The organism is Halanaerobium saccharolyticum (assembly GCF_003053565.1).
Taxonomy (GTDB): domain Bacteria; phylum Bacillota; class Halanaerobiia; order Halanaerobiales; family Halanaerobiaceae; genus Halanaerobium; species Halanaerobium saccharolyticum_B.
The window spans coordinates 45,816-70,705 of record NZ_QAXS01000002.1; the positions used below are offsets into that span (position 1 = coordinate 45,816).

Consider the following 24,890-nt stretch of genomic DNA (forward strand, 5'->3'; position numbering starts at 1 on the left):
TAGATATTAATTTTTGTTCTTTTCTCCATTTTTGTGTATAATAATAATAGTGCCTTAATATATTTTATCTTAAAAATGCTATTTAATGCAAATATAGAACTGGAGGAAATTATGGATCCTTTTAAATATATAAATTCTTTATCGCTGTTTGGAAGCGAAGCCGGCTATAAACCGGGCCTGGAGCGGATCAGAAAATTACTGAAGTATCTAGGAAACCCGCAGCGTGATTTAGATGTAATACACATTGCAGGGACAAATGGTAAAGGTTCAACTGCAGCTATTTTAGAACGAATTTACAGAGAAGCAGGTTATAAAACTGCTCTTTACAGCTCACCTCATTTTTTTCATTTTAATGAGCGGATTAAAATAAACGGCAGGCCCTGTTCGACCTATGAACTGGAAGAAATCACTGCTGAAGTTAAACTGGCAGCTGAAAAATTGAAAGAGCAGACCGGGGTAGAAGCCAGTTTTTTCGAAATTGTAACTGCCACCGCTTTCAAATATTTTAAACAGCATGACCCAGAAATAGTAATTCTGGAAACCGGACTCGGAGGCAGGCTTGATGCTACTAATATTGTTAAAAAACCACTTTTATCGCTGATTACCAATATCAGTCTGGAACACCGGGAATTTCTGGGAGACACAATTGCTGAAATAGCAGCTGAAAAAGCAGGAATCATCAAAGAAAATTCTAAAGTAATTACGGCTATTGAGCAGCCTGAAGCACTCCGTGTGATCCAAAATAAAGCTCGAGCTAAAAATTCAAAGTTTATTGCTTTAAGTAAGGAATATGATTTAATTAAGAGCAGTGGTAATCTAAGAGAAAATATTATCCATTTAAAAAGAAAAGGGAAAAATAAAGCTGAATATCGACTATCACTTTTGGGCGAACATCAGGCTGTAAATACTGCGCTGGCTTTAAGGTCTGTAGAAGAATTATCAGACTCCTATCCGGTGGAAAAAAATGAAATTAAGCGGGCTCTGGCGGATATTTACTGGCCGGGGAGAATGGAGAAAATTTATGAGAACCCTCTGATCATTCTGGATGGTGCCCATAATCCAGCAGCGTTTAGAGAACTGCTTAAAAATATTAGCAGTTCTAAATCTGAATATAAAGAGCTGCATTTTGTTTTTTCTGTTCTTAAAGATAAGGACCTTGCTGCTATTTTAACAGAATTTATTAATTATAATCTCAGCCCAAAATTTTATCTGGCTGAAAATAACTCTTTTAGGACAATTAAAATTGAAGATTTAGCTGAGCAGGTTAAATCGAAAAAATTTGAATATCAGATCTATAATAATTTATCCAATGCCAGTCGAGCAGCTTTTGAGAATGCTGAAAAAGCTGATTTAATTGCTGCAGCTGGCTCATTCAATACAGTTTTTGAAGCTGGAGTTGAATTTATGTCAAATAATATTAGAGGTGGAGAAAATGAATAAAAAAGAAAATGGATTTTCTTTAGTTGTGGTAGTTATTTTTATGTCAATAGCTGCTCTATTTATTGGTTATCTAACCGGAAGCTATTTGATTTCTTTTCTGGTAGAGGAGGATGAGTCTCCAGAAATGGCAGACCAGGCACAGAATCCGCCTGCTGTCACTCAGGAGCCGCAGGAAGAAAGCAAGCCGGAATCAGAAGAAGTAAATAACAGTCAAAATAATCTCACCGCACCTACAGAAGAAGAACAGCAGATTGCTGTTGAGCAGGCAGGCCAAAGTCAAACTGAGACAGCTGCTCCAGAACCAGAGCAGAGTCCAGAAGAAACAACTGCTGATAATTCTACCCCAAATAGTGAAGAGCCAGGTGGCTTTGGGGTCCAGATTGGAGCTTTTTCCAATTATAATAATGCTCTAACAGTAAAAGAAACAGTTTCAGAGCTTGGCTATCAGGTTTTAATTACAGATAGCAGTCCTCATCAGGTTCAGGTAATTGGCTATAAAAATAGAGATGAGGCCGAATCTGCAGCTGCTGATCTGGAGGAAGAAGGATATCCTGGATTCATAGTCATTCGTGAATAAAATCTTTTTCTCAAATAGTGTTGTTCTTATTTAACAATTAGTATATAATAATTTATGGTTTGCATTCTAAATTTAAATTTATAGTAAATTTTTCAATTATAAATTTTCTTAGAAAAAATATATAAGGGGTGAAATTATATAGTGAAGGCTTTGACTTTTAAACAGGGTATACATCCTGAATATAACAAGGATTTAACCAAGGATAAACCCTTAAAAAATGCTAAACGTCCTGAGGAAGTTATTATTCCTCTAAAACAGCACATAGGTGCACCGCTGAAGGTACTTGTCAGCAAGGGTGATCAGGTTGATATGGGCCAGAAAATTGCTGATAGTGACAGTTTTGTCTGTGCTCCTATTCATGCTTCTGTCTCTGGGACAGTAAAAGAAATTAGAAAAGTAACAGATCCAGGTGGAAATATTGTAGATGCTGTAGTTATTGAGGCAGCCGAAGAAGATTTTCTTAATTCTGGTCTGGAAAAACATGAGAGTTTAGATCAGCTCGATGCAGCTCAAATTAGAAAAATCATCAGAGAGGCAGGAATAGTAGGTATGGGTGGAGCGATGTTTCCAACTCATGTTAAGGTGTCAGTTCCTGATGATAAAAATGTTGATTATGTGATTTTAAATGGAGCAGAATGTGAGCCTTATCTAACAGTTGACCATCGAGTAATGGTGGAGAGGCCTAAGAGTATTGTTTTTGGTTTAAAAGCTTTAATGAAGGCTGCAAGTGCGCCCAAAGGAATTATTGGAATTGAGGAAAATAAACCTGAGGCAATCGAAAGTATGCAGGATGCAGTTAAAGATGAAGAAAATATTGAAGTTCAGGCTTTAGAAACAAAATATCCTCAGGGTGGAGAAAAAATGCTGATTGAAGCGATACTCGGCAGAGAAGTTCCAGCCGGTGGCCTGCCGCTTGATGTTGGGGTTGTTGTTAATAATACTTCAACAGCTGCTGCAGTTGCTGATGCAATTAGAGACGGAAAGCCACTTTATGAAAGATCTATTTCAATTACAGGTAGGGGAATAAATTCTCCTCAAAATTTAATTTATCGAATTGGTACCAATATTGGTGACCTTGTTGAAGAAGCAGGCGGCTTAAAAGAAGATGCTGCCAAAGTGATAACAGGTGGACCAATGATGGGAGCAGCTCAGAAGCATTTAAATATTCCGGGAGTTAAAGGAACTTCTGGTATTCTTGTTTTAGTTAGAGATGAGGTTGAAGATTATGAACCATCTCCCTGTATTAACTGTGCAAAATGTGTGGATGCCTGTCCGATGTTTTTGATGCCGACTCAGCTGGTTAATTATGCAAAAAATGATATGGTAGATGAACTGGAAGAATGGCAGGTATTAAGCTGTATTGAATGTGGATCCTGTTCCTTTGTCTGTCCGGCTAAAATACCTCTGGTACATCATCTGCGTCTGGGTAAGGCACAGGTAATGGCGAAAAAAAGAGAAGAGAATTAAGGAGGATAATCAATAATGAATAATGAACTAATTGTAACATCCTCACCACATGTCAGAGCCCGTGATTCAGTTCAAAAAATCATGTGGTCAGTTGTTATTGCTCTGCTGCCAGCAGTTTTTGCTGCGGTTTATTTCTTTAAAGCAAGAGCGATTTCAGTGATTCTGACAGCTGTTGCTGGTGCGGTTTTAACAGAATACATATTTCAAAAAATAAGAAATAAAAAAATTGCGGTTAAGGATGGGAGTGCGGTTGTAACTGGATTACTTCTGGCACTGACTCTGCCACCTTCTATACCACTCTGGACAGCTTTTTTTGGTTCAGTGGTAGCAATTGGACTTGGAAAACAGGTTTTTGGTGGGATTGGTCAAAATCCATTTAACCCTGCTTTAGTGGGTAGAGCTTTTCTAACAGCAGCCTATCCAGTTTTAATGACAACCTGGACTGTAGATGGTGTTTCTTCTGCAACTCCTTTAAGTCAGATGAAGATGGATGGAATTGCAACTGATACCTGGAATCTTTTTGTCGGACAAATTGGTGGTTCTTTAGGAGAAACATCTGCTTTAGCTCTATTATTAGGTTTTGCCTACCTTCTTTATAAGGGCTATGTTAACTGGAGAATTCCTCTGGCAATGGTGGGAACAGTGTTTTTAGGTACTTTTGCCTTTGGTGTAGATCCGATTTTCCATCTTTTTGCCGGTGGTTTAATGCTGGGTGCCTTATTTATGGCAACAGATATGGTTTCCAGTCCAACAACAAAGTTGGGACGCTGGATTTTCGGTATCGGAGCCGGTCTTCTGGTAGTAATTATCAGACTCTGGGGTGGATATCCAGAAGGTGTAATGTACAGTATTTTATTAATGAATACAGCAGTTCCTTTAATTAACAGATATACCAGACCTCGCAGTTTAGGAGAGGTGAGATAAATGGAAAAAAATAGCACAAAAAAATTAGTTTTAACTTTAGCTACTATAGGTATTATTTCTGCTTTACTGCTGACTTTTGTTTATGAGTGGACAACACCTTATATTCAGGCCAATCAGGCTGAAGCCAGAAAACAGGCGATAAATGAGGTTCTGCCTGATGTAGCAGAAGTAGAAGAGGTAGAGAAGAACGGAAATATATTTTATGAAGGCTATGATGCTCAGGGTGAGCAGATCGGTGTCGCTTTCCAAAATAGCGGTGGCGGCTATAATGGTGCCATTGAGATCATGATCGGTGTTGACCCGGAAAGCGATAAAATTTATAAGATTAGTGTCTTAAATCACCAGGAAACACCGGGTCTGGGTGCCAGAATAACAGAGAGTGAGTTTAAGTCCAACTTTGAAGACAAGCCTTTTGGAGATTATAATGTTGTAAAAACTCCTCCCTCTGAAGAAATGCAGGTTCAGGCTATTGCAGGAGCAACGATTTCTTCAGAAAGTGCGACCAGAATTATTGAAGATGCTTTAGAAAAAATTAATTCAGCTTATGGAGGTGGGAATTAATGTCTTTAGATTTTAAACAGATAGTTTCAGATTTTAAAAATGGCCTCTGGGCTGAAAATCCAATTATTAGACTTGTAATTGGTATGTGTCCAACCCTTGCTGTAACTAATACTTCAGCAAATGGACTGGCAATGGGACTGGCAACTTCTTTTGTGTTGATTATGTCCGAAATAGTAATTTCTTTAATAAAAAAATTAATTCCGGCTAATGTGCGGATTCCAAGTTACATACTTATTATCGCTACTTTTGTAACCTTTACAGATTACTTTTTAAAGGCATTTTTCCCGGGGATAGCTGCCTCACTCAGTATTTTTATTCCGCTGATTGTAGTTAACTGTCTGATCTTAGGTCGCCAGGAAGCTTTTGCTTCTAAACATTCGACCCCGCGAGCTATTGCAGATGGAATTGGGATGGGCTTAGGTTTCACCTGGGTTCTGACTCTGCTGGGAATGATTAGAGAGTTTTTTGGTATGGGCTCAATGTTTGGGGTACAGTTACTGGGAGAATGGTATCGTCCAATGGTAATTATGGTACTACCTGCTGGAGCTTTTATTACTTTAGGAATTTTAGTTGGAATTATGAATCAGATCAGCAGGGAGGGTAAATAATGGAAGAATTCACACAGATATTATTATTATTTATCAGTACTGTTTTAATCAATAACTTTATCCTGGTTAGATTTTTAGGGATCTGTCCCTTTTTAGGTGTGTCAAAACAGGTGGAAACAGCATTCAGTATGGGGCTTGCTACAACCTTTGTTATGACCCTGACTGCAGCTGCAACCTGGTTGATCAACACTTTTATTTTAGAAGCATTTAACTTACCATTTCTGCAGTATGTTTCCTTTATTATTGTAATTGCTTCTTTAGTACAGTTTGTTGAAATGTTTATTAAGAAAACAAGTCCGGTTTTATATAAAGCTTTAGGTATTTTCCTGCCCCTAATTACCACCAACTGTGCAATTATGGGACTGGCTTTACTGATTCCATTAAACGGCTACAGTTTTATTGCCAGTGTTGTTTTTGGTTTCGGTGCTGGTGTAGGTTTTACCTTAGCGATAGTTTTAATGGCTGGTTTAAGAGAAAAATTAGAATTTGGCGATGTACCGGGAGTATTAAAAGGTGTTCCAGTTACCCTGATTATAGCGGGTATTATGGCAATGGCTTTTATGGGCTTTTCCGGTCTCATCTCAATGTAGTGGAGGTGGCAGTAAATTAAATGAATCCAACATATTTATATTCTTTAATTAGTATGGGAGGAATTGCAGCCTTTTTAGCGGCTGGCCTGGGATTTGCTTCAGAACATTTTAAAGTTGAGCAGGATCCAAGAGTCGGTAAAGTTGAGGATGCACTTCCCGGAGCTAACTGTGGAGCCTGTGGTTATGCAGGTTGTGAGGCTTTTGCCGAAGCAGTAGTTAATGGAGAGGCACCAGTAGGAGGCTGTCCTGTTGGTGGAGATAATGTAGCATCAAATATCGCAGATATTATGGGAGCTGATGCAGGTAGTTCTGATAAAGTAGTTGCTGAATTACTCTGTGGTGGCGGTATTAAAGAAACAACTAAATCTGGAAAATATCAGGGAATTGAAACCTGTAAAGCCGCTCATTCAGTTAATGGTGGCGAAAAAGAATGTCAGTACAGCTGCCTTGGTTTTGGTGATTGTGAGGTCGTCTGTCCCTTTGATGCTATTGAGATGAGTGAAAACGGTTTGCCACAGATAGACTATGATAAATGTACAGGCTGCGGCAAATGTGTAGAAGAATGTCCGCGTAATGTCTTAATTCTGGCACCTTTATCAGGTCAGACTCATATCAGATGTTCATCTCACAATACTGGTAAAATTGTCCGTAAAACATGTGAGGTTGGCTGTATCGGATGCAGTCTCTGTGCTAAGGTCTGCCCGGTTGATGCAATAGAGATGAAGGATAATCTGGCAGTGATCGATTACGAAAAATGTGTTAACTGTGGTAAATGTGCAGAAAAGTGTCCAACAGGAACAATTGAATTTCAGGGAAGATGGATAGAAAAAGTTGAAATCAATGATAAATGTGTGGGCTGTACTCTCTGTGCTAAAGCATGTCCGGTTGACTGTATCGATGGAGAAGTTAAAAAGCTCCACGAAATTGATCAGGAGAGATGTATTCAGTGTGGGCTCTGTTATGAAGCCTGTAATGTTGACGCAGTTGATGTTTTTTATAAAGATGAAAATTAATAATTAATTGCTTTTAAACCCGCCTTTTAAAAGGGCGGGTTTTTGACTTTGCTCAGAGTGTGGACATCAGAGGTAAAAGATGTTAAAATATATAGTAATGGTAGTAAAAAAGAAATCAGTGGTGAATTTAATTGAAAATAAATGATATTTTAACATTATATGATAAAATTTTGATTGGCTTTGTAATTATTTTAAGCCTTATTTTATTGTTGATTCCTTTCTATTATTTTGGCTCACCTGCTGAAGGTGAAGAACTGATTTTAAAGGTGCAGCAGGGAGATGAATTGATTAAAACTGTTGCGGTGGCCGATAGTTATGATGAGCCAATAGTTTTTGAAGTTGAAGGGCCAATTGGAATCCACACAATAGAGGTTAATCAGGGTCGAGTTAGAGTTCAGGAGGCACCGGCTGATGATCCGCTCAAAATCTGCGAAAAAACAGGCTGGGTTGACAGGGAAGGACCAATTATTGTCTGTGTACCTAATTCTCTAAGCCTCTGGCTGGAAAGTACAAACTCAGACATAGATGGGATGAGCTGGTAGGATGAAAAAAACTAAAAAAATAGTAGTCATTTCATTGTTAATTTCTCTGGGTCTGGTTTTACACCTGGTGGAGAGCTTTTTTCCACTTTCGGCAGTTGTTCCAGGTGCCAAACTGGGACTGGCAAATATCGTATCTTTAATTGCCATTTCTTTATTTGGTTTTGGGGCGGCTTTTCAGGTTGTTATTTTTAGAGTCGTTTTAGGATCTCTGCTTGCGGGGACTTTTATGACAATCAATTTTTATTTAAGTTTCAGCGGTGGAATTTTAAGTTTTCTTTTAATGTATCTTGCTTATTATTTTTTCAAGGAATATTTTTCTTTAATCGGAATCAGCATCATTGGTGCTGTTGCTCATAATACAGCTCAAATAACAGCTGCCTATTTTATTATTGCCAACCGCGGAATATTTTATTACCTTCCATTTTTAGTCCTGCTTGCTTTACCGACTGGATTTGGAGTGGGGCTGGTCAGCTTTTTTACTTTAAAACATTTACCGTACTCAATTACTGGGGGTAATTTTAATGATCAAAAAAGCAAATAATATAAAAAGTGATCTGAAATTGGTTTTAGCTTCAGCTTCTCCTCGGCGAGAAGAAATTTTAACACAGTTAAATTTAAAATTTACTATTGTACCTTCAAAAATTGATGAATCAGCTTTTGACCACAGTGACCCGGTTGAGCTGGTCAAAGTTCTGGCAGAAAAAAAGGCCAGTTCTGTTTCAAAACTGGTAGAGGATGCTCTGATTATTGCTGCTGATACAGTAGTAGTCCATAATGATCAAATCTTAGGAAAACCAGGCAATAAATTTGAAGCAAGAAAAATGCTTAAACAGTTAAGCTCAGATAAGCATCAGGTTATAACCGGGGTTGCAGTTTTAAATTCCCGGACAGGCGAAAGCTATCTTGATTATAATATTACCGAGGTTAAAATGACTGCTTTAAGTGAGAGCGAAATAGAAAATTATGTTGAAACTGGAGAACCGCTGGACAAGGCTGGAGCCTATGCTATTCAGGGTTTTGGAGGTCTTTTTGTGGAAGAAATAAAAGGATCTTATTATTCGGTGATGGGACTTCCCATTCACCAGCTTGCTGATTTAATGGATAAATTTAATTATGGAATCTTATAAGAGAAAGGAGCTAATTTTTGATGGAAGGTCTGCAGACCAATTTCACCATCAAAGAACTGCCAGCTGAGGAAAGACCACGAGAGAAATTACTGAAAAAAGGAAGCAAATATTTATCAACTGCTGAGCTGCTGGCGCTGATTATTAGGACTGGAAATAAGGAGAGGACTGCTGTTGAACTGGCACAGGATCTGCTCAGCTTTTATGGCGGTCTGGAAGGACTTCAGGATTTAAGCTGCGAAGAACTGCAGCAGATTAACGGCATCGGAACTGCTAAGGCGGCTCAGATTAATGCTGTAACTGAGCTCAGCCGCAGAATATCAGCTCTTAAAAATCAAAAAAGAGATCTGGTAAGCAATCCAATTCAGGCGGCAGAACTGCTGGTCGGAGAAATGCGCTTTTTAAAGCAGGAAGTTCTGCGGGTGATTCTGCTCGATGTAAAAAATAAAGTAATTGCTATTCCTGAAATTTCACGCGGAGGACTTTCAAGCTCGATTGTTCATCCCCGGGAAGTATTTAAAGAAGCGATTAGACGCAGCAGTGCAGCTATGATTCTAGTTCACAACCATCCAAGTGGTGACCCAACTCCCAGTGCTGATGATATAAGTATTACCAAAAAACTTGTCAGGACCGGAAAAATAATTGGAATCGAAGTAATGGATCATATTATAATTGCCGGAGATAAATATTTAAGTTTTAAAGAAAAAGCTTTGTTTTAATTTTTTTGAATAAATTTATTAATTTTAATTTGATTTTATATAATTTGAAAGGGGTTTTAAGTAAATGGTTTTTAAATTTTTAAGTGCACCATTCTCAAGGGATATGGGTGTTGACCTTGGGACAGCAAATACACTGGTTTATATTAAAGGGAAGGGTATCTTAATTAGAGAACCCTCAGTTGTTGCTTTAAAGAAGGACAAGCAGGAAGTACTTGCTGTCGGGGATGAAGCTAAGAGAATGATTGGTAGAACACCCGGTAATATTATAGCAGTAAGACCGATGAAGGATGGAGTTATTGCAGATTTTGATGTTACAGAATCAATGCTCCGTTATTTTATAACCAAAGCTCATAAGAGAAGTAGAATGGTTAGACCGAGAATAATTATCTGTGTTCCTTCGGGAGTAACAGAAGTAGAAAAGAGAGCGGTAATTGATGCTGCTGTTCATGCTGGAGCCAGAGAAGCCTATTTAATTGAGGAGCCGATGGCGGCAGCAATTGGAGCTGGCTTACCGGTTCATGAGCCCACCGGAAACATGATTGTTGATATTGGTGGAGGAACTACAGAAGTTGCAGTTATTTCTCTGGGAGGTATTGTAACCAGCCGTTCGATCAGAATTGGTGGAGATGATATGGATGCTGCCATTGTTCAGTATGTAAAGAGAAAGTATAATCTGATGATCGGTGAAAGAACTGCCGAAGAAATTAAAATTGAAATTGGAGCTGCTTTCAGCGATAACCCTGAAGGCATTAAAGAAATTAGAGGCCGTGATTTAGTCAGCGGTTTACCAAAAACTATAGAAATTAACGGTGAAGAAATTCAGAAGGCTTTAGAAGAACCGGTAGTTAATATTATTGATGCAGTCAAAATGACCTTAGAAAAAACTCCACCAGAACTTGCCTCTGATGTAATGGATAGAGGTATTATCTTAACCGGTGGTGGTGCTTTACTGCAGGGTCTTGATAAACTGCTGATTGATGAGACTCAGATGCCGGTACATATTGCAGATGAGCCTCTAGATTGTGTTGCTAAAGGAACAGGAATTGCCTTAGAAGAAATTGATTCTTTAAAAAAGATCTTAATTACACCCAAAAAACTATCATAGGGGGTGTACCTGTTGTTTAAATTTAACAGGAATACTTTAATTGCAGCAGTTCTGGTAATCACTCTTATTATAATCGTATCATTTCTTTATTTTAGCGATCTTAATTTACCTTTTATTAACTGGCTGAGTGATCTAATTTACAATACAATTACTCCTGTCCTTAATCTGATTCATCATCTTGTAGAAAATATTAAAAATTACTTTATTACTTTATTTTCAATTGATGAAGTTAATCAGGAGATTAAAGAACTGCGTCAAAAAAATAGCACTCTCGAGAGGCAGATTCTTTTTTTAGAAAATATAAATCGAGAAAATAAAAGGCTGCGAGATCTTCTTGCTTTTAAAGAAAAAGTTGATTATCAGATGCAGGGTGCTGAAGTGATTGCTAATTCTCCTTCAATCTGGGAAAAAACCATAACTATAAACCGCGGCAGCAGAGATGGAGTTCAGGATCGAATGCCGGTTATAAGTTATCAGGGTTTTCTAGTAGGAAGAATAGAAAATACAGGCAGTAATTCTGCTCAGGTTCGCTTAATCACTGATCAGGATTTTGTTGTTGGCGGTATAATTGCCAGAACTGAATCCAGAGAGATTGGACTGGTTAGAGGCAGCGGCAGAGATGATCAGCCTAATATTATGGATAATATAGCCTGGGATGCTGATTTAGAAACCGGTGATATTGTTCTAAGCTCGGGTTTATCAAATAATTTTCCAGCCGGTTTAAAAATCGGAGAGGTTAGAAAAGTTGAAACTGATAATTACGGCCTTTCTCAGAAAGCTGAGATAAATTTATTTATCAGTGATATTACTCTGGAAGAGGTAATGGTAATTAAGAATTTTGATTCAAAAATCAGCGGTGATATTGAAACCGAGCAAAACGCATTGAATGAAGACAGTGAAACAGCTGAAGCAATTGGAGAAGATGAGGAAATTGAAGAAAATTAGGCTTACTATGTTTATAATGGAGAGGTTAAATTGAAAAAATATATTTATAATATTTTAATATTACTCTTTCTCTTAATCTGCCAGTTATCTATGGCTGTTATTTTCCCATCTTTAAGACTGATACCGGACTTTATACTTATTTATATTGTAGTTAGAGCTATAATTTTTGGAGCTAAAGATGCAATGATTTATGGAGCTTTTGGAGGTCTTTTTCAGGATGTTTTTTTAACATCTTTTATTGGCCTATTTACACCGGTAAAAACAGCTGTTGCTTTTTTGGCTGCTTTATTATCAGGCCGCTTTTTTCCTGAGAATTTATTAATTCCTCCATTAGGAGTATTTATGGCGACAGTGGTTCACGAATTATTATATCTGCTTCTGAAAGAAAATTATTTATTTGCGGCTAATTATTTAGTCTTAATCAAAGAAATAATCCTGCCACTGGCTGCTTTAAATGCCCTGATTACCTTTTTTGCTTATTTAGTTTATTTTCTCTGGGGAGGATGGGGTATAAGTGGACAGACATAAAATACTAAGAGTAGTTATTCTTATGATTTTTATTATTTTATTGTCGAGGGCTGCTTATCTTCAGATGGCACGGGGAGATTATTACTATGAACTTTCAGAAGGTAATCGGATTTCCGTTAGACCAATAAATGCCCCCCGCGGTAGAATTTATGACAGGCGGGGAGAGATTATAGTTTCTAACAGGCTTACTTATAATTTGTATCTGATGCAGAATGAAATTCCACCAGATAGATCAGCAGAAGAAATTTTAAATCAGCTGGCAGAACTAAGCAGTCTGGCTGAATCTCGTCTGGTCTCAAATTATAACAGTGCAGAACCTAAATCAGCGATAGATCCAATACTTCTTGCGCGTCATTTAAGCAAAGAAGATATGGTAATTATAGCAGAAAACAAAGATATCTTATCCGGACTGCTTGTCAAAGAGTCTTCAATGCGGGATTATATTTATCCTGCAGAACTTGTTCATACTACAGGTTATATAGGTGAGATCAATGAAGAGGAACTGGTTTCATATAATGAAGCCGGCTATAATTATCGTGGTGGTGATTTTGTTGGTAAAAGTGGACTGGAAAGAGAATATGAATTTTATTTAAATGGTGAACGCGGAGCTGAGCAGATAGAGGTTAACAGTAGAGGAGAAAAAATAAAGACTATCGGAATTAAAAAACCTGAGCCGGGCAGTGATCTGATTTTAAATATTGATTTTTCACTGCAGAGTGCTGTCGAAAAACTGCTGGCTGAAAATTATCAGAACTTAAGAGAAAAGGCAGAAGAAGATGAGGATTTATCAATGCCGACCGGTATTTCAGCTGTAGTAATGGATATTGATACAGGCGGTATTTTAAGCAGTGTCAGTTTGCCAGATTACAGTTTAAATTTATTTGCAAAGGGGATCAGCAGCAGTGACTATCAGGAACTGGTTAATGACCCTTTACGGCCAATGCTTGATAGAAATATAATGACAGCTGTACCTCCTGGTTCTATATTCAAACTGGTAACCGGGACAGCAGCAATGGAAGAACTGGGTGTTAGGGCCAGTACCAGTTTTTATGATTCCAATGGTACTTTTTCTATTCCAAACTGGTCACGACCCTTTAGAAACTGGAATCCGGTAGGTGAGGGAAAACTGGATTTTGTTAAGGCAATTGCTCGTTCCAACAATGTAGTTTTTTACGAGCTTGGCTATGAATTATATAAAGAATATAATGGCGATAAACTGGCAGAATATGCCCGAAAGTATGGACTGGGCAGCAAAACAGGTATAGATCTTCCTTCAGAAAAAAAGGGGCTGGTCCCTGATGACCAGTGGAAGAGAAAGCAGCTTAACACAGGCTGGTATCCAGGAGATTCAGTCAACCTATCAATTGGCCAGGGCAGCCTGCTGACAACACCGGTTCAAATCGTCAGTTTAATTTCTACTATCGCGGCTGATGGATTGGGATATAAGCCTCAGATAGTTAACAAAATTAGAAATGCTGATGGTCAAATAGAAAAAGAATTTGACCCGGAGATTAATATTGATTTAAGAGATCAAATTGACAGCAGTGTATTTGTGGCTATCAAAGAAGGAATGCATGATGTAATCAATAAAAGTTATGGTACAGCCTCCAGACATTTTAATGATTTTCCACTGACTGCTGCCGGTAAAACCGGTACAGCTCAGACAGGAGGGGCCAACCACGCCTGGTTTGGCGGGTTTGTTCCCTATGATAACCCTCAGATAGCTGTAGTGGTATTTATAGAAAATGGGGAATCCAGTGCTTTTTCTGTACCTATAGCTAGAGAAATTATGGAGTATTATTTTGGTTTCAAAAATCACCATAATAATCGAAAAAAGATTTATTATTATCAGGAGGAAAAAGCTAACGGCTGATTAACTTTATAAAGATCCTTAATTAGTCAGTATTTTTACAGTTCAGGCAGGACTTTGAACTTAATTAAAGAATATATTAAAAAGTGTTTAACTGAGGAGAGATCTTATGGCTTCTGTATTTTCATTTCAGGCAGTTTCAGATGGTATAGTAATGAATTTTCGTGATGGCAGTACCTTTGGTAATATCAAAAAGGCTGTCAGTCTTCATGCAGCTGAAGCGTCTGACTTTTTTACAGGTGTTAATCTGTATTTAAACTTAAGTGGACTGGAATTGGCATATGAACAGCTGGAAGAATTGATGGAAATAGTAAAGAATTATAATCAGGTTAATAAAATTTATTTTACAGCTCGCAAAATTGAAACTGAAGAAAAGATGGATGCCCAGCAATCAGATGCTGTAATTATTAACAGAACCCTGAGATCTGGACAGAGGGTCAAGCATCAGGCCAATGTTGTGATTGTTGGTGATGTTAACCCCGGAGCTGAAGTTATAGCGGGTGGAGACATTATTGTTTTTGGAAGACTGAGGGGTGTGGTTCATGCAGGTGCAGGCGGCAGCAAAGATTCTCAGGTTGCAGCTTTAAAATTGAACCCAACCCAGTTAAGAATTGCGTCCTTAATTGCTCGTTCACCTGATGATAGTGATAGTTCAAAACTTCAGGCAGAAAGAGCATTTATAGAAGATGATCAAATTATGGTTGAGAAAATTTAGAATAAACCCAGGGGGGATGAAATTTGGCAGGCAAAACAATTGTTATTACTTCAGGTAAAGGTGGAGTAGGAAAAACTACTTCTTCAGCAAATATTGGTACTGCCCTGGCAATGCAGGGGAATAAAGTGTGCTTAATAGATGCTGATATTGGTCTTAGAAATTTGGATGTTGTTATGGGATTGGAAAATAGAATAGTTTATGATATTGTTGATGTTGTTGAAAGCAACTGTCGGCTGGAGCAGGCTATGATCAGAGATAAGCGTTATGATGGTCTTTATTTACTACCAGCTGCACAGACAAGAGATAAAACTTCTGTAACTCCTTTTCAGATGAAGGAGCTTATTGAAAAATTAAAAGAAGATATGGATTTTATTGTTGTTGACTCACCAGCGGGAATCGAGCAGGGTTTTAAAAATGCAATTGCTGGTGCAGACAGAGCAATTATTGTTACTACACCCGAAATTTCTGCTGTCCGTGATGCTGACCGGATTATTGGTCTGCTGGAAGCAGAAGGTCTGCGTGATCCAGAAGTTATTATCAACAGGATTAGAGCAGATATGGTTGACCGCGGAGACATGATGGGTATTGATGATATGATAGAGATACTGGCTATTGATTTAATAGGTATTGTTCCGGAAGATGAAGGTATTGTAGTTTCTACTAATAAAGGTGAACCGATTGCCTTAAATGATAATGCTAAAGCAGGTCAGGCTTACCGCAATATTGCCCGCAGAATTATGGGTGAAGATCTGCCGATGATGCCGTTAGAAAAAGATAGTTTTATAACCAGATTCAAAAAATTAGTTGGTTTATCTTAATATAAGGGGGGGAGTAAAATCGATATATTAAAGTGGCTCGGTTTGAAAAGTGATGACAAAAAGAGTAAGAGTGTAGCAAAGGAAAGACTGCAGTTTGTTCTTGTTCAGGATAGAGTGAAATTGACTCCAGATGAAATGGATGCAATGCGTGATGAATTAATAGGTGTTTTGAGTAAATATATAGATGTTGATTCTCAAAAGATTGAAATGGATGTTAAACGAGAGGACGATATGACTGCCTTAGTTGCAAATTTCCCCCTCAAGGGTTCAAAATAGAGGGGTTGTTCCAATATGTACTGGAATAAAAAATTCCTGCGTTATTTAAATTTTAATGTACCATTTGCTGTGATTCTGTTAATTATTATTGGTTTTGTCAGCATTAGTTCTGCTGTCGAAATCAATCAGGTAGACAGTGGTGCTTTAAGGTTTTTACAAAAACAGGCAGTCTCAGTTGTACTGGGACTGCTGGTTGTTTTTATTCTGCAGGCTTTTGATTATAAAATTTTTAAAGAATATGCAGCAGTTATTTATGTTTCAATGCTTTTGATGCTGACAGCAACTATATTTTTGGGTCAGGGTGTTGCCGGCGGGGCACACTGGATCAGTATTGGTGCCTTTAACCTGCAGACTTCAGAATTATCTAAAATTATGTTGATTTTAGTTCTGGCAGCAGTAATTGACAATAATTCTGATGATATGGGCTATTTAAAGGGGATGTTTTTGCCTTCGATAATTGCCTTTATTCCCTTTGTGCTGGTTATTTTACAAAATGATCTGGGGACTGCCCTGGTTTTATTTTTTATTTATTTAGTAATGCTTTTTGCTGGCGGCGGTAATTTTAAATATATGGCGGCAGTTTTTGGTGGTGGTTTTCTTTTACTGGTACTTATAATAACGGCTCATGTTGTGCTTGATACACCACTACCATTTTTAAAAGAGTATCAGTTAAATAGATTAATAGTGTTTATAAATCCCAATATTGACCCCCACGGCAGCGGCTATAATATCATTCAGTCGATAATTGCCCTTGGTTCAGGCAGAACTTTTGGTAAGGGTCTTTTTGCAGGCACTCAAAATCAGCTTAATTTTCTGCCGGAAAAACATACTGACTTTATATTTTCAGTAATTGGGGAAGAATTTGGATTTTTAGGTTCAGCAGTTGTAATACTTTTATTTTTATATTTACTCTGGCAGTTTTTAAATATAGCAGAAAATGCCAGGGACCGCTATGGCTATCTGGTTGTGATTGGGGTAATGGCAATGTTTTTATTTCATGTCTTAGAAAATATCGGCATGACAATGGGAATTATGCCGATTACGGGTATTCCCCTGCCTTTTATCAGTTACGGGGGAACATTTATGCTGACCTCACTGACTGCAGTGGCAATAGTAATAAATATAAACTTAAGAAAAAATAAATTGATGTTTTAAATTATGAGGTGGTTTTTTGCAGTATAAGAAAAAAATTATAGAAAATTTATATAAAATTTCCAGTCCGGAGCGCTATACTGGTAATGAATGGAATTCTATTCAAAAGGACTGGCAGCCGGAGAGCCTAAAAGTGGCTCTGGCCTTTCCCGATGTATATGAAATCGGTATGTCACATCTGGGCCTGAAGATTTTATACCATTTAATCAACCGAGAAGAGAATATGCTGGCGGAGAGGGTTTATGCTCCCTGGCAGGACATGGAAGATTTAATGAAAGAAGAAGAGATTCCACTTTATACTCTGGAGTCTTATCATGAAATTAAAGATTTTGATATTTTAGGTTTTACCCTGCAGTACGAAATGAGCTACACCAATATTTTAAATATGCTTGACTTAAGCGGTCTTTCTATTTATGCTGACGAGAGAGCAGAAGAAGATCCACTGGTAATTGCCGGCGGCTCAACTGTATTTAACTCTGAACCAATAGCAGAGTTTATTGACCTCTTTTTTGTAGGAGAGGCAGAAGCTTTTATTGTTGAACTCTTAAATAAATATAAAGATCTAAAGGCTCAGGGATTAAAAAAAGATGAGATTCTAAAGAAGCTAAATAAAATGCCCGGAGTTTATGTTCCTTCACTCTACAGTGAGGAATATGGTGAGCAGGGTGAGATTTTAGCTTTAAACTCAGCCCCGGGTGAAAAAGATAGGGTTAAAAAACAGGTAGTTCAGAATTTGGATCAGGCTTTTTACCCCACAGATTTTATAGTTCCCTACCGCGATACAGTGCACGAAAGAGTTGTTTTAGAAATTTCGCGCGGCTGTACCAGAAGCTGCCGGTTCTGTGCTGCTGGAATGGCCTACAGGCCGGTAAGAGAAAGAAGTGTTGAGCGCTTAATGGAATTGGCTGAGAAAGCTTTAAAGTCAACAGGTTATGATGAGATTTCTTTAACTTCTCTCAGTACAGTCGATTATACTGAGGCCAAAAAACTGGTGCAGCAGATGACAGAAAGATTTAGTGACAAAATGATCAGTGTTTCTTTATCTTCACTGCGGGTCGACAAATTTTCTGTTGAACTGGCCGAAGAAGTCAACAAAGTTCGTAAAACCGGTTTAACCTTTGCACCTGAGGCAGGGACACAGCGCTTAAGAGATGTGATCAATAAAAATATCAGTGAAGAGGATATCTACAGTGCAGCCCGCTCTGCTTTTGAAAATGGCTGGTCCAAGATCAAACTTTATTTTATGATTGGTCTGCCGACTGAAACAATGGAAGATGTTAAAGGTATAGCAGAGATGGCTCAAAAAATAAGGAATATTGGCCAGGAAGTCCGCCGAAATACTAAAAAAAGAATGCGGCGGATAGAAGTTTCTGTCAGTGTATCAACCTTTGTTCCTAAAGTTTTCACTCCTTTTCAGTGGCATAAGATGGATGATATAGAAACGATTATAAAAAAACACGATTATTTAAGAGATAATATTAAGGGAAGAAGCTTTTCTTTCAGCTGGAATGATCCGGAGCTTTCTCGTCTGGAGGGAGTACTTGCCAGAGGAGACAGAAGACTTTCTCAAGTAATTGCTTCTGCCTGGGAAAAGGGCAGCCGCTTTGAAGGCTGGCATGAGTGCTTTGAGCCCAGAATCTGGGGCGAAGCCTTTAGAGAAAATGAGATAGACCCTGAAAATTATTTAAGGGAAAGAAAAGAAGATGAAATTTTTTCCTGGGAGAAACTAGATATTGGGATTCCCAAATCATTTCTGCTGCGGGAATATAAAAATGCCTACCAGGAAATTTTAATAGATGACTGCAGATTCGCTGACTGTCACGGCTGTGCAATCTGCGGCAATTTTGAAGTTGATTTAGAGTTAGTAGGTGGTAGAACAAATGAATTACAGGATTAAATTTGCTAAATTAGAAGATCTAATGTATATTTCGCATTTAGAGGTTATTAAAACTTTAAGAAGAATTATCAGGAGAGCAGAACTGCCGGCAGCCTTTTCTCAGGGCTATAATCCGCGGATTAATCTTGCTATTGGCCCACCGCTTGCGGTTGGTTTAATCAGCAAGGGGGAGTATTTTGATCTTGAGCTGGAGGAAGAAATGGAGCCGGAAAAGATCCTGGCAGACTTAAATGCTGCCTCACCTGAGCATTTAAAATTTTTAAAAGCGGTAGCAGTACCGGATGATATTCGTTCACTTTCATCTTTAGTTGATACTGCTATCTATACTATTAATTTTGATTATACAGAAGCAAAAAGTTTAGAAGCAGAAAGGAAAATGTTAGAGGAATTTATGAATCAGGAAGAAATAATGATTATCAGACACAGAAGGAAAAAATCGGACAGAAAAATAGATTTAAAGAAAAGAATATTTTCTGCAGAGATAACAGATAAAAACAAATGGAAATTTGCAGTTGTTACAGGGAGTAGAGGGAATGTAAGACCAGAAGAGCTCAACCGGGCTCTCAGAGAAAAATATCCAGAAATCAAAGAGTTTTCTCCTCTACAGGTTGTGAGAGAGGGAGTTTTTGTAAATGATGGAGAAAAATTTGACCCTCCCTATGCAGAAAAATTCATCGGGAGTTGAGATAGATGAGCAGACAAATAATAATTAATTCGGAATACAGAGAAAGAAGAGCAGCGTTATTAAATAATAATTCGCTGGAAGACTTGTTTTTTGAGAGAGATACCTATCATAAAATTGCAGGTAATGTTTATCGGGGCAGGGTGCAGGATGTACTGCCCGGTATGCAGGCGGCTTTTGTTGATATCGGTATTGCCCGCAATGCTTTTATTCACTTAAATGATTTATATCCAATTTTAAGTAGTGAGCAGAAAAAGAAGTTGAGTCAAAAAGATCTAAATATTAAGCATGTGCTGCAGCCGGGTCAGTGGCTGATGGTTCAGGTTGTTAAAGAACCGATGGGCAGCAAAGGGGCAAAGGTTACCTGTAAGATTTCGATCCCAGGTAGATTTTTTGTCTACATTCCATCAGATAATAAAATCGGGATTTCCCGCAGGATTAATGATGATGGTGAGCGCGGACGCTTAAAATCAATCGCCCAGGATTTAAAAAATGGTAAAGAAGGTTTGATCATTCGGACCAATGCCCATGATGAAAGCTACAGCAAGCTGCAGAATGATTATAATTTTTTATCAGGAACCTGGAAGCGAATTCGTAATGATTTTTTCCAAAAAAATGATATAGATATTTTATATCAGGAAGAAGATTTACTCAAAAATTTAATTAGAGATTATCTTGATGAAAATATTGATCGAGTAGTAGTTGATGATAAAAAGGACTACCAGCGTTTAATTGATCTAACTTCAGTTTTTGCCCCTGATTTAAAGAATAGGATTGCCCTTTATCAGCGCAATATACCTATTCTGGCGGCTTATAATATCGAAAAAGAGATAGAGAGCCTGCTGCAGCGCAAAGTCTGGCTTAAATCTGGTGGTTATCTGGTAATTGACCAGACAGAGGCTTTAGTTTCAATTGATGTTAATACCGGTAAATTCACCGGTAAGAAAAATCTTCAGGATACAATAGTTAAAACCAATAAAGAAGCAGTGGCAGAAATTGCCCGCCAGATCAAATTGAGGGACATCGGTGGGATTATTATTATTGACTTTATTGATATGAACAATCACTCTGATCAGCAGTCAGTTACCGATCTGCTGGCAAATGAGCTGACTAAAGATAGAACCAAGACTTCGATTTTAGGTTTTACGCAGCTCGGACTGCTGGAGATGACCCGCAAAAAAGTAAGAGAGGGTTTTGGTTCACTGATGCAGAAGGACTGTCCTGTCTGTGGTGGAACCGGAAAGGTTTTATCAGAGTCTACAGTAGCGATGAAGGTTATCCGTAAAATAGATGAGATTACCAGCCGCAAAAAATATCCGGCAGTTTCCTTAGAACTGCACCCTGAGGTAGCAGCAGTTTTAATTGGTGCTGGAGGAGAAAAACTGCAGGAGCTGGAAAACAAATTTGGTATTGATATTTTTATCAGCGGCAATGCTGAGCTTAAATACGAAGATATGATTATTGAAAAGGGAACAAAAGAAGACCTGCAGCCGGAAGTACTGGATCTGGATGCCGGTGACAGAATAACAGTTAAAATCGAAGATCAGCATGCCAGCAACGAAAATGCTGGTATTGCCAGAATAGATGGTTATATCATCATTGTCAATGGAGCCGGTAATATGGTGGATAATGAAGTTGAAATAATTATTGATGATATGCACCGCACCTATGCGAGAGCACATCTGGCCTAATTTTTAATCAGAGTTTTAACTTTTAAAATTCAGGGTCGAGGAGGAGAACATTGATTTTGGTGATTTCCTTGACTCTGGAGCCGATTTATGCTAGAATTTATATCTGGAGTTATTTATCCAGCCTTCATTTTGAAGGTGCCAAAACCGCATGGTACAGGCCGTAAAATCTCTTCTAAGAAGAGTGCCTCATCCGGCGAGTCTGAGGTAAGGGAGGTGTAACATATAATGTACGCTATTATTAAAACTGGCGGTAAACAGTACCGCGTTGAAGAAGGTCAGATTATTAAAATTGAAAAGCTTTCTGCTGAGGAAGGCGAAAATGTAGAATTTGATCAGGTTTTAGCTTTATCTGATGATAATGGTTTTAAAGCAGGTTCTCCAATGGTAGAGGGAGCTTCTGTTAAGGGAAAGGTAATCGAACAGGGTAAGAATAAAAAGATTGTCGTTTTCAAATATAAGCCAAAGATCAGATACCGCAAGAAAACCGGTCACAGACAGCCTTACACTAAGGTTTTAATCGAAGACATTAATGCTTAATTTATCTTATAGATAAGCAGTAATATTGACTTTTGGTCAGTATTTAACTTTTAAATTTTTAAAAATTTATTTTCTAAGGGGGTGGAGTTAAATGTCCCAGAAGAAGGGTGTTGGTAGTTCCCGGAATGGTCGTGATAGTGAATCGAAACGACTTGGTGTTAAGGAATTCGACGGCGAATTCGTATCAGCTGGTAGTATTTTAGTGCGTCAGAGAGGTACTAAATTCAAGCCAGGTTTAAATGTTGGCCGTGGTAGTGATGATACTTTATTCTCCAAGGTTGACGGTTATGTTAAATTTGAAAGAAAAGGTAAAAAGAATCGTCAGATCAGTGTCTATACAGAAGATCAGGTAGCAGCTATTGCTAACTAATATTATTGTATAATATCCCTCAGTGCTCTAGGTGCTGAGGGTTTTTTGCTGTTTAAATTTTAAGCTCTGCTGCGTAAAAGTATTTTGTGATTTTGTCTAATTTATTCAAAAAATAGGAGGTGAAGATGATGTTTATAGATGAAGTAGAATTTAAAGTTAAAGCTGGTGATGGTGGTAATGGTGTTGTCAGTTTTCGCCGGGAAAAATATATTGATCAGGGAGGTCCTGACGGTGGAGATGGCGGAGATGGCGGCAGCATTATCCTCAGAGTAGATGAAGGGATGAATACCCTTGCTGATTACCGCTATAACAATATTTATAAAGCTGACCGGGGCCAGAATGGTCAGGGTAAAAAGATGCACGGAAAAAATGGAGAAGATCTCTATTTGGAAGTACCGCCGGGAACGATGGTCTATGATTCAGATACTGATCAGTTTCTTGCTGATTTAAAAGAGGCAGGAGATGAGTATGTGATTGCAGAAGGCGGCAGAGGCGGAAAAGGAAATGCCAGATTTAAAAAGTCAACTCGGAAAGCACCCCGTTTTTCTGAAAATGGAGCTAAGGGTGAGCTGCGCAAAATCAGACTGGAGCTTAAAGTGCTGGCTGATGTTGGTCTGGTTGGTTATCCCAATGTAGGTAAATCAACATTGATCTCTCAGGTATCACATGCCAAGCCGAAGATTGATTCCTATCACTTTACCACCCTGCATCCGAATTTAGGGGTTGTTAAATATGGTGAGTATCAGTCCTTTGTTATGGCAGATATTCCTGGTATAATAGAAGGTGCCCATCAGGGTACAGGTCTTGGTGATGAATTTCTAAAACACTTAGAGCGGACCAGGCTTTTAGTTCATGTAATTGATGTTTCAGGGATTGAAGGTAGAGATCCACTTGAGGATTTTGAAAAAATTAATAATGAGCTAAATAAATACAATGATTACCTTGCTTCTTTAGAACAGGTTATTGCCTTAAATAAAATTGACCTTGAAGAAGGAAGGCAGAATATAGAAACTGTTAAATCAGAATTAAATGACCGAGGCTACAGTGTTTTCCCGATTTCTGCAGTAACTGGAGAAGGGTGTAAGCCCCTAATTTATCATCTGGGACAGCGTCTGGAAGAACTGCCGGAAAGAGAAATTGAAAAAGAAGAAGAGGTAGTGATCAGACCTGATTTTGTAGATGAATTATATATCGATAAGTTAAATAAAGATAAATATGAAATTAAAGGAACCCTGCTGGACTCCTATCTGGAGAAAACTGATTTTAATAATGATGCAGCTGTGCAGAGGCTGATGCGGGTTTTAAAACACTATGGTTTAAATGATATGATGGAAAAAGAAGGAGTAAAAGAAGGGGATACAGTAGTTATTGGACCCCTAGAATTTGATTATGTGGAATAATAAATGCTAAATGTGATAATTTAGTGAAATTTGTAAAAAATAGTTATTTGTCAGAAAGAAGGTGATATAATGTTAACAGGAAAAAATAGGAGTTATCTCAGAGGAGAGGCGAATTCGCTGGATCCCATTGTTCATGTGGGTAAAGATGGAATTACTGAGGCTGTAATTGAACAGTTAGATGCTGCTTTAGAAGACCATGAGCTGCTGAAAGTTAGAATTCTAGAAAGCACAGGCAGAACAACTCGATCTGCTGCAGAAGAGCTGGCCACAGCAACCGGTTCGGATGTAGTGCAGGTTATAGGTGGTATTGCAGTTTTATTCCGCCAGCGTGATGAAGACTCAAATTTTAAACTTTAAATAACAATTAAACCCGGGGGAGAGCTTCACAGGGAGGAATTTTTATGTCAAAAGTTAAAATAATAACAGATAGCTGTTCTGATTTACCAGCAGAAATAATTGACAGCTATGATATTGAATTTTTAAATATAGAAGTAAATATTAATAATAAAACTTACTATGATCGTGCTGATCTGCAGCCTGCTGATTTCTATCAGCTGCTAAAAGAAGAGGAAAATGGAGTTCCCAGAACATCAAGGATAACTCCAGCAAAATTTATTGAGGTCTACAAAAAAGCACTGGCAGAATATGACCAGCTGCTGGTAATTGCTTTTTCATCCAAACTGAGCGGGATATTAGAATCAGCAGTACTTGCCAAAAAAGAGCTAAACAGCACCCTTGATAATGAGCTGGATAGTGATCGAATCACAATTATTGACTCCAAAGCAGCATCTGTCGGTCAGGGACTTTTAGTCTACAGGGCTGCAAAATGGCTGCAGGAAGGAAGAGAACTTGATTCGGTGGTAGAGGATTTAATGGCTGATGCCTCCCGGCTGGAGCATATTTTTGCTGTTGGTGATCTGGAGATGCTCAAGCGCGGCGGCAGAATTTCTAAGACCAGGGCTGTAATGGCCAATGTCTTAAATATTAAACCAATACTCCACATTCAGGATGGTAAAATATTAGCTCACGACCGGGTCAGGGGAAAAAAGAGAATGATTTCTTATCTGCTCGATCAAATAGAGAAAAAAGCTGACAGGCCGGAATCACAGGTAATTGCCTTAACCTACTCTCAAAATGAAAAATATGCTCTGAAATTAAAAGCAGAAATCGAAGCCAGATTTAAGCCCAAAGAAATTTTTATCAGTGAGATTGGGGCTGCAGTTGGTTCTCATGCTGGACCAGGCACCCTGGCTGTTGTTTTTAAAAACAGCGAAAAAGTTGCCGAACCGGAAGTATATTAAACTTAAGCTATTTTATTTGAGCAATAATTATTATAAAA

The 24,890-nt window shown here is 38.2% G+C and carries 28 protein-coding genes; all 28 read left to right on the forward strand.

Annotation, left to right across the window (positions count from 1 at the left end; translation table 11 throughout):
- Positions 1-111 precede the first annotated feature (111 nt).
- Positions 112-1,440 carry a bifunctional folylpolyglutamate synthase/dihydrofolate synthase gene (locus tag C8C76_RS01350; protein WP_108137926.1) on the forward strand — a complete coding sequence of 443 codons (1,329 nt, stop codon included), beginning with the start codon at positions 112-114 and terminating at the stop codon, positions 1,438-1,440.
- Positions 1,433-2,017: an SPOR domain-containing protein gene (locus C8C76_RS01355; RefSeq protein ID WP_108137928.1), complete on the forward strand. Its 585-nt coding sequence runs from the start codon at positions 1,433-1,435 to the stop codon at positions 2,015-2,017. The genes C8C76_RS01350 and C8C76_RS01355 overlap by 8 nt, the downstream gene beginning before the upstream one ends.
- Before the next feature lie 141 nt (positions 2,018-2,158).
- Entirely contained in the window at positions 2,159-3,484 is a 1,326-nt protein-coding gene (gene rsxC, locus C8C76_RS01360) for an electron transport complex subunit RsxC (RefSeq protein ID WP_108137930.1), read from the forward strand.
- Between the two features lie 15 nt (positions 3,485-3,499).
- A complete protein-coding gene (locus tag C8C76_RS01365; RefSeq protein ID WP_108137932.1) occupies positions 3,500-4,408 on the forward strand; it encodes an RnfABCDGE type electron transport complex subunit D in 909 nt (302 codons plus the stop codon).
- Entirely contained in the window at positions 4,409-4,969 is a 561-nt protein-coding gene (locus tag C8C76_RS01370; RefSeq protein WP_108137934.1) for an RnfABCDGE type electron transport complex subunit G, read from the forward strand.
- Positions 4,969-5,577, forward strand: a complete 609-nt coding sequence (gene rsxE, locus C8C76_RS01375; RefSeq protein WP_108137936.1) for an electron transport complex subunit RsxE — start codon at positions 4,969-4,971, stop codon at positions 5,575-5,577. The genes C8C76_RS01370 and rsxE overlap by 1 nt, the downstream gene beginning before the upstream one ends.
- Positions 5,577-6,167 carry an electron transport complex subunit RsxA gene (gene rsxA / locus C8C76_RS01380; protein ID WP_076545240.1) on the forward strand — a complete coding sequence of 197 codons (591 nt, stop codon included), beginning with the start codon at positions 5,577-5,579 and terminating at the stop codon, positions 6,165-6,167. The genes rsxE and rsxA overlap by 1 nt, the downstream gene beginning before the upstream one ends.
- 20 nt (positions 6,168-6,187) lie before the next feature.
- Positions 6,188-7,180 (forward strand): RnfABCDGE type electron transport complex subunit B, encoded by a 993-nt coding sequence (locus C8C76_RS01385; RefSeq protein WP_108137938.1) that lies wholly within the window; start codon positions 6,188-6,190, stop codon positions 7,178-7,180.
- A gap of 131 nt (positions 7,181-7,311) precedes the next feature.
- On the forward strand, positions 7,312-7,722 hold the full coding sequence (locus C8C76_RS01390; RefSeq protein ID WP_108137940.1) for a NusG domain II-containing protein: 411 nt from the start codon (positions 7,312-7,314) through the stop codon (positions 7,720-7,722).
- 1 nt (position 7,723) lies between these two features.
- Positions 7,724-8,263, forward strand: coding sequence for a Gx transporter family protein (locus C8C76_RS01395; RefSeq protein WP_108137942.1), 540 nt, complete (start codon positions 7,724-7,726; stop codon positions 8,261-8,263).
- A complete protein-coding gene (locus C8C76_RS01400) occupies positions 8,244-8,849 on the forward strand; it encodes a Maf family protein (RefSeq protein WP_108137944.1) in 606 nt (201 codons plus the stop codon). Before C8C76_RS01395 ends, C8C76_RS01400 begins: the two co-directional genes overlap by 20 nt.
- 20 nt (positions 8,850-8,869) lie before the next feature.
- A complete protein-coding gene (gene radC / locus C8C76_RS01405; protein WP_108137946.1) occupies positions 8,870-9,565 on the forward strand; it encodes a RadC family protein in 696 nt (231 codons plus the stop codon).
- Positions 9,566-9,629: 64 nt separating this feature from the next.
- A complete protein-coding gene (locus C8C76_RS01410) occupies positions 9,630-10,670 on the forward strand; it encodes a rod shape-determining protein (RefSeq protein ID WP_108137948.1) in 1,041 nt (346 codons plus the stop codon).
- A 12-nt stretch (positions 10,671-10,682) separates the two neighbouring features.
- Positions 10,683-11,615: a rod shape-determining protein MreC gene (gene mreC / locus C8C76_RS01415; RefSeq protein ID WP_108137950.1), complete on the forward strand. Its 933-nt coding sequence runs from the start codon at positions 10,683-10,685 to the stop codon at positions 11,613-11,615.
- A 30-nt stretch (positions 11,616-11,645) separates the two neighbouring features.
- A complete protein-coding gene (gene mreD / locus C8C76_RS01420; protein WP_108137952.1) occupies positions 11,646-12,143 on the forward strand; it encodes a rod shape-determining protein MreD in 498 nt (165 codons plus the stop codon).
- Entirely contained in the window at positions 12,130-14,016 is a 1,887-nt protein-coding gene (mrdA, locus tag C8C76_RS01425) for a penicillin-binding protein 2 (RefSeq protein ID WP_108137954.1), read from the forward strand. The genes mreD and mrdA overlap by 14 nt, the downstream gene beginning before the upstream one ends.
- A 106-nt stretch (positions 14,017-14,122) precedes the next feature.
- Positions 14,123-14,728, forward strand: coding sequence for a septum site-determining protein MinC (gene minC, locus C8C76_RS01430; protein WP_108137956.1), 606 nt, complete (start codon positions 14,123-14,125; stop codon positions 14,726-14,728).
- Between the two features lie 23 nt (positions 14,729-14,751).
- Entirely contained in the window at positions 14,752-15,546 is a 795-nt protein-coding gene (gene minD / locus C8C76_RS01435; RefSeq protein WP_108137958.1) for a septum site-determining protein MinD, read from the forward strand.
- A 42-nt stretch (positions 15,547-15,588) separates the two neighbouring features.
- Positions 15,589-15,822, forward strand: a complete 234-nt coding sequence (gene minE, locus C8C76_RS01440; protein ID WP_243733931.1) for a cell division topological specificity factor MinE — start codon at positions 15,589-15,591, stop codon at positions 15,820-15,822.
- A gap of 15 nt (positions 15,823-15,837) precedes the next feature.
- Positions 15,838-16,977: a rod shape-determining protein RodA gene (gene rodA, locus C8C76_RS01445; protein ID WP_108137960.1), complete on the forward strand. Its 1,140-nt coding sequence runs from the start codon at positions 15,838-15,840 to the stop codon at positions 16,975-16,977.
- 16 nt (positions 16,978-16,993) lie between these two features.
- Positions 16,994-18,871 carry a TIGR03960 family B12-binding radical SAM protein gene (locus tag C8C76_RS01450; protein ID WP_108137962.1) on the forward strand — a complete coding sequence of 626 codons (1,878 nt, stop codon included), beginning with the start codon at positions 16,994-16,996 and terminating at the stop codon, positions 18,869-18,871.
- Positions 18,855-19,556 (forward strand): TIGR03936 family radical SAM-associated protein, encoded by a 702-nt coding sequence (locus C8C76_RS01455; RefSeq protein ID WP_108137964.1) that lies wholly within the window; start codon positions 18,855-18,857, stop codon positions 19,554-19,556. The genes C8C76_RS01450 and C8C76_RS01455 overlap by 17 nt, the downstream gene beginning before the upstream one ends.
- Before the next feature lie 5 nt (positions 19,557-19,561).
- A complete protein-coding gene (locus C8C76_RS01460) occupies positions 19,562-21,244 on the forward strand; it encodes an Rne/Rng family ribonuclease (protein WP_108137966.1) in 1,683 nt (560 codons plus the stop codon).
- Positions 21,245-21,469: 225 nt separating this feature from the next.
- On the forward strand, positions 21,470-21,781 hold the full coding sequence (gene rplU / locus C8C76_RS01465) for a 50S ribosomal protein L21 (RefSeq protein WP_108137968.1): 312 nt from the start codon (positions 21,470-21,472) through the stop codon (positions 21,779-21,781).
- Between the two features lie 91 nt (positions 21,782-21,872).
- On the forward strand, positions 21,873-22,151 hold the full coding sequence (rpmA, locus tag C8C76_RS01470) for a 50S ribosomal protein L27 (RefSeq protein WP_076545222.1): 279 nt from the start codon (positions 21,873-21,875) through the stop codon (positions 22,149-22,151).
- Between the two features lie 128 nt (positions 22,152-22,279).
- Positions 22,280-23,551, forward strand: coding sequence for a GTPase ObgE (obgE, locus tag C8C76_RS01475; protein ID WP_108137970.1), 1,272 nt, complete (start codon positions 22,280-22,282; stop codon positions 23,549-23,551).
- A 69-nt stretch (positions 23,552-23,620) separates the two neighbouring features.
- Complete coding sequence (yhbY, locus tag C8C76_RS01480; RefSeq protein ID WP_108137972.1) at positions 23,621-23,908, forward strand: ribosome assembly RNA-binding protein YhbY; 288 nt, start codon at positions 23,621-23,623, stop codon at positions 23,906-23,908.
- A gap of 44 nt (positions 23,909-23,952) precedes the next feature.
- On the forward strand, positions 23,953-24,852 hold the full coding sequence (locus C8C76_RS01485; protein WP_108137973.1) for a DegV family protein: 900 nt from the start codon (positions 23,953-23,955) through the stop codon (positions 24,850-24,852).
- The last annotated feature ends 38 nt before the right edge of the window (positions 24,853-24,890 follow it).